7 protein-coding genes are annotated in these 5,277 nt (G+C 54.4%); 1 reads left to right on the plus strand and 6 read right to left on the minus strand.

Annotated elements, in window-relative coordinates; translation table 11 throughout:
* Window positions 1-125: 125 nt before the first annotated feature.
* From PsAD37_RS10960 to PsAD37_RS10975, 4 genes are read right to left on the minus strand one after another with little or no spacing between them, the layout of a single operon-like run.
* Window positions 126-821 carry a phage tail protein gene (locus PsAD37_RS10960; RefSeq protein ID WP_063296183.1) on the minus strand — a complete coding sequence of 232 codons (696 nt, stop codon included), beginning with the start codon at window positions 819-821 and terminating at the stop codon, window positions 126-128.
* Entirely contained in the window at window positions 818-1,567 is a 750-nt protein-coding gene (locus tag PsAD37_RS10965) for a phage tail protein I (protein WP_063296184.1), read from the minus strand. Before PsAD37_RS10965 ends, PsAD37_RS10960 begins: the two co-directional genes overlap by 4 nt.
* Window positions 1,564-2,700 (minus strand): baseplate J/gp47 family protein, encoded by a 1,137-nt coding sequence (locus tag PsAD37_RS10970; RefSeq protein ID WP_063296185.1) that lies wholly within the window; start codon window positions 2,698-2,700, stop codon window positions 1,564-1,566. The genes PsAD37_RS10965 and PsAD37_RS10970 overlap by 4 nt, the downstream gene beginning before the upstream one ends.
* Window positions 2,700-3,086, minus strand: a complete 387-nt coding sequence (locus PsAD37_RS10975; RefSeq protein WP_208991828.1) for a baseplate — start codon at window positions 3,084-3,086, stop codon at window positions 2,700-2,702. Before PsAD37_RS10975 ends, PsAD37_RS10970 begins: the two co-directional genes overlap by 1 nt.
* Before the next feature lie 225 nt (window positions 3,087-3,311).
* Here PsAD37_RS10975 and PsAD37_RS10980 point away from each other — a divergent pair, with 225 nt between their 5' ends.
* Complete coding sequence (locus PsAD37_RS10980) at window positions 3,312-3,929, plus strand: exodeoxyribonuclease VII small subunit (RefSeq protein ID WP_153039718.1); 618 nt, start codon at window positions 3,312-3,314, stop codon at window positions 3,927-3,929.
* 156 nt (window positions 3,930-4,085) lie between these two features.
* Here the strand turns inward: PsAD37_RS10980 and PsAD37_RS10985 are convergent, their stop codons facing one another.
* Both PsAD37_RS10985 and PsAD37_RS10990 read right to left on the minus strand, forming a co-directional pair.
* The gene (locus PsAD37_RS10985) at window positions 4,086-4,595 is read right to left on the minus strand and encodes a hypothetical protein (protein WP_063296187.1); all 510 of its coding nucleotides are present in this window, start codon (window positions 4,593-4,595) and stop codon (window positions 4,086-4,088) included.
* A gap of 11 nt (window positions 4,596-4,606) precedes the next feature.
* Window positions 4,607-5,005, minus strand: coding sequence for a hypothetical protein (locus PsAD37_RS10990; RefSeq protein ID WP_193778251.1), 399 nt, complete (start codon window positions 5,003-5,005; stop codon window positions 4,607-4,609).
* Window positions 5,006-5,277: the final 272 nt, after the last annotated feature.

Here is a 5,277-nt window from a genome sequence, read left to right on the forward strand (position 1 = left end):
CTGAAGCTCTGGGGCGATATTCAGGATTTTTTGGATCTCAGTATTGTGCTGCGAGTAGGTTTTCTGGACGGCTTGAGTCAGAGCTGTGGTGGATTGAACCACCTCTTTCAGGCTTTGTGTCAGGCTCATTGCAACTGATCCTTTTCAATAGTGTGGCGCTGAACGGTGAGGAGTGAGGATGCAAGCGTGGCATCCAAAGTAAGCTGTTCGATGTGGGCGTTAGCTTGCAGATCAACTCTGGCTTCCACCGCTTCCAGGCGGCGCAGCAACTCAGCACGTGCTGTTTGAGCAATAGAAAGCTCTTTAGTCAGGCCGCGCACTGTTTCGTTAAGCTGGAAGTTCTCAAACTGCAGGGTGATCATGGAGGTGGCCGTGCCTGCAAACTCCTCACCAAAGAAGAGTTGCAGATCCACATCACCCGTCACCTTGATGACGTCTTGTGGAAGGCCAGTTAGAGCAAGTACAAAGGAAAACGCAATCGGCACACCGGGAGTGTAGTGAGCCATTGGCGTGTCCGGGTCTGACCAGACAGCCAGCAAAGTGCCGTCCTCTAACATCACGCCCAGCTCGGCCAGAGTGAAGCCGACATTCCCGTCAATCAGGGCCGTGATCTCCATCTGGAAATCATCCAGATAGCGAGAGCCAACAATCTCAATGCGTGCTTTTTCCGCCTTCAGCTCACTCTCCTTTCCCGTTGGCGTATAGCGAGAGGTGCCCAAAGCAAGGTGTGTGATTTTGGTGTGTAGTCCGGCATCAGAGACATTAAAGATGGATCGCATGCCGGTGCGTGTGAGTGTTGGATTGATGGCTTTGAGGCTCATCCGATTAGCTCCCCATGAATTGAAAGAAAGGAATAGCCACGAGCAGTTGCAGCGCAGCCAAAAGCTGCTCCCGTCTGAGGCAGAACCGGCTCAGCTATTTGCGTCACGAAAGCCACACCACGCGCCATTGTGCCTGCGCTCAGCGTCGTTCCGCTTTCGGGCAGAACCGTTGCACCCATCGGCTGAGTGAAACTATGAGCCCGTCCGGCGAGGCCAAGGCTGAGTGTGCTCTCAAACTCTGCACCAAGCTCAAAGCTGGTGTCCTGAGACCAGCGCTTGGTGGCATCCACCATGGTCAGCGCGGCCTTCTGAACCTTCTCATTGAGCAGCACCGCTTCATCTTCAAACAGATGTTCATTGGCGTAGACGGTCAGGTTATGGGTATCGTGCGGGCCTTCCGGCTCTTGTTGCCACCAGTGTTTGATGTGCGGGCGGATGCCAATCAGCGACAGGCCAAGGGCCACGCCATCATCGGTGCCTTTATCTTCGTGCAGGCTCCAGGCTTCATCAATCAGGCGGCGCACTGCCTGTTCCGGCAGGCCATCTTCTGCAATGAACTCTTCCAGTGACCAGTCGTGGATTGCCAGCGGCAGGGCTTGCGTTGATATCTCATCGGAGTTGCGCTGCATCAGGACGGAGAAGTCGAACTCCGCCGCCATGGCCTCCAGTGCATCCACAAAGGCGCGGGAGCGCTCCTCATTGATACTGGAGGAAATCAGCGTGTGTGGAAATCGGCGCTCGCTCATGACGCCTCCGCCACAAGATCCACATCCCCAATCACGGCAAACTGGGTTTTGCCAAGCTGGCGAGAGGCCAAATTGGACACATGCAGATCCACATCCACCACGCCCTCAATGAGGCGAACGGCAGGCGTTAACGCAGACAGCGCCAGATAGTCCCCCAAACGCTGTGACCAGATGAGACCGGCCTTGCGAATGGCCTGTTCTGAGGCAGCGCGGGCGGTTTCAAAATCTCCGTTGACCTTGAGTGGGCCGGTGATGTGAACCCTCACCAGCTCGGCAGGATGGACGCTCAGCTCATCGCCTTGCGGGCGTTTGCTTTGCGGGTCCAGATAGGCTTTCAGATCCGCGCAGAACTGGGCACCCGGGACACCAGAGGTCAGCAGAACATAAAGCGCAATGCGTCCCGGCTCTGGCCGGATCACTTCCACATCTGCAATGTCTGGTGAGAAGGCACGGGCCTGCTGGCGGTAGCTTTCCTTCGGTCCGGCCTTGGAAATACGGTCATGGGCTTTGGCAGCGCGGTAGAGCAGCGAGCTGTCCTCCTCTGCGGCTGTGCCGCCTGCGCTCGGTGTCGTGTTGGTCACACTAACATCAGGATAGCCCGCAGAGATTTGCGTGATCTGGCCGGATAGCAGGCCATTGGCCTCCGGTCCCGGCTTTGTTGCCGTGGCGCGGCCACTTAATGAGACTTCGCCCGCCTTCAAGACCTGCTGGTCATCCAACGCAAATGAGACCTCTCCGGCGCTGACTTCCAGCCCACGCGGCAAGATAAGGTCGGTTCCGCGTGGGGTCTCCAGTGTGAAGGCAAGCTCCACCCGTGCAGGTTTGGCTTTGAGACGAAACGTGCCGTTGTTGGCGGCGGCCACATCCAGTGAATGCCCCTTGGCAAACAGCAGCCAGCGCTTGTCGGCGGCATCCTGCCCCTCTTTGCCAAGCAGCGACAAGCCGTAGGCGAGCAGGTTGATGAGCAGCATCTCATAGTGAGCCGGATAGAGCTTGCGCTGTGGCCCGTCTGGGTGAGTTTCCCACCACGCCACCAGCTTTTCCTTCCAGGCCTTGACCGAGGTGGTGAAATGCTGCGGCGGGCCGCGCCGGATCAGCTCATCAGTGGTCAGGGCTTTGATCAGGTTCGCCATCACTCAGCCCTCATCAGATCAACATCCGTGCGCTGGAGGATATCGGAGAGCACATCAGAGCGCGGACGCCAGAAGATGGAGGCAGCGAAAAACGCGGGGCCAAGCTGCTCAACGTCAACACGGTCAAGCAGAACACGCGGCTCCCAGCGGGTGATACCCTCCCAGATTTCTTTGGAGATACCGGGAATGGCTTCAGCTGGTACGCGGTCAATATAGCTCAGCGCATCACAAAACTGCTCAGGTTCGGTGGGAACAGAAAGCCTGGGCGTCAGGCAGATGATACGGATGGACTGGGCCAGATCATCCAGCCCCGCCACCGCCTCATTCCACGGCGCATCATCTTCCTGCGCTAACTTAATCTGCCAATGGAGGGGATCTAAAACCATCGCCCGCAAACACCCTTGCTAAAACTTCTCGTTGTAGGCAAGGTATCGTGCGGGCGAGGATCAGGTTACGGAACTGTTCCGGTCGGGGCGATCAAGGCTATATTGGCGCGCTTAACGCTTTAGAGTCCACCGAGTTATGTCATGACAAACAACCGATTGTATTGACATAGGAATGGTGAGCAAGAACACTATTCTCCATTCTAAATATAGGAGTCGCTACAAGTAATGGAAATATCGGCCTTTTGCCCAACACATGGGCTCATTTCTATACCTAGCCTTTTTTCAATCGCCGCTGGCTCAGGCTCGTCTATTGCTTTTAAGAACCTTGGTACAAACTGTCCAATCTGTGGAGCGACAAGCGAGATTCTCAATGGCGTTTACACCAAAACCTTGCAAGGCAGAGTCAATTGCCTACTTCAACCTGGAATATCTATTGAAGCTATGCGGGCGATTGAGGCTTTAGCTCGTCGTCTGCAATCTGGAAATGTGACCCTTGAAGAGGCACGGAATGAGGTTTCTAAATCAGGTCCAGAAGTTAAAAGCCTCTTTAATAAATTGTTCGGAGATCTTGATACTTGGGATCCCCAAGCGCGGGCGCAAGTGATGGCAGCAGTGATCGGAGGCGTAACTGTATTAAGTGCGGCCGCAATGACTGCCTCAGCAACAGTCATTGCCCCTATGGCAGGTGAAATTGCGAAAGCGTACATGAAACAACCAATACCTAAGGACACAACGCGCGTGTCAAACAAGGGAAACTTCAAGACCAACGTCAACTCAACTACGGCAGAGAGTATGAGCCGCCCCATCCCAAAGCCAATACCCAAACCCAAAAGACGCCCGTAAATAGTCCGATCGAAACACCAACCTTAATGCCAAGTATAAAGGTAATTATGTAATCAGAAATGAGAGTTTTTCGCATTTTCGCTTTTCTTTCCTATACAATTATTGCGGCAAGCCCCGGTGTTAAAATTAGTTTCTTTCTACCTGTCACTTTCCCTCTCAAACCACCGCTCCCGTCTGAGCAGGCCCCGGTGTGACCTTGCTATGTTTATGGGTTGCACCGATTTCCTTGCCGTTGTGAGTCACGCTGTCGCCTTCAATTTTTACCGTGCCTTTCACCTCAAGAAGATCGGCTTCAATTGTTACTTTCGGCGCACTTTTGACCTTAACCTCTCCGGTGGTCTTATTGACGAAAATCTCCAGCGGTCCGAAGACAGCATGAAAAATATTCGGATCATTGGAGGGCGGTGTATCTTCATCGGACCAGACCGCCCCTGCAATCACCCCATCCTCGCCATAGGCATCCAGCAGGCACCAGACCTGCGAGCCGACTGCGGGCATGTCGTAAGTTTTTTGCCTCTTTGTGTCGCGCTGACTGACGGAAAGCCATGTGGAGGCGTTGTCGTCTTCATCCGCAAACTGAACTTTTGCCCGCCCGCTCTTTCCATGTTCAATAAGCGTGCCGCGCTTGAACGGCCATGTGGCTTCGCCCTCTGTAATCCGTGACATGATATTCTCCCTTAAAACGTCTGGCCTTGCGGTTTGGAAAGATCCTGTACCGGCCCGTCAAACAATCCTGATTTACTGGCGGGCTTTGTGTCCTTAGTAGTCGCCTTGCGCACCTTGCCGTCCTGGCGGATGGCCTTTAATTCCAGCTGGGTGGTGTACTTGCCGCGCACGATCTTGTGAGTGGCTTTGTGCACCAGATAGAGTGCAGCGTATTTGCCAAAGCTTGCACCCAGTGCAACCACCTGTCCGGCGACCATCAGCGGATCACCCACCAGTGTAAGGCTTGCTGTCAGCCCGTCTTCATTGGCTTTAGCAAGGCGAGATTTGGCGATTGCCTTGGCTTCCGCTTCATCTTCCACGCGCTCATCAATGGTGAGCGTATCGCCGGACTTGACGGAAGGGTCTTGCACCTCACCGGTGATCAGTTTTTTCTTCTGGCCGTGCGCATAGGCAACCTTAGCTTTGCTGTAGGTCTGGTGGGTCTTATCGGTGGCCTTCCAGCTTGTGAATCGGCATGCAAAATTGACCCGGTTAGGTGGGTTATGAGCGTTTAAGATTGACCCACCTGTTTGTTAGGATCCGTGCATTTAGCGCGGGGCATGAACGGGTGATATTGATGGAAAGTGCAGCCAAGATCCGCCGTCTTGTTTTACGGGATGGTCGAAGTGTCCGGTCGGTCAGT

The organism is Pseudovibrio sp. Ad37 (assembly GCF_001623075.1).
GTDB lineage: Bacteria > Pseudomonadota > Alphaproteobacteria > Rhizobiales > Stappiaceae > Pseudovibrio.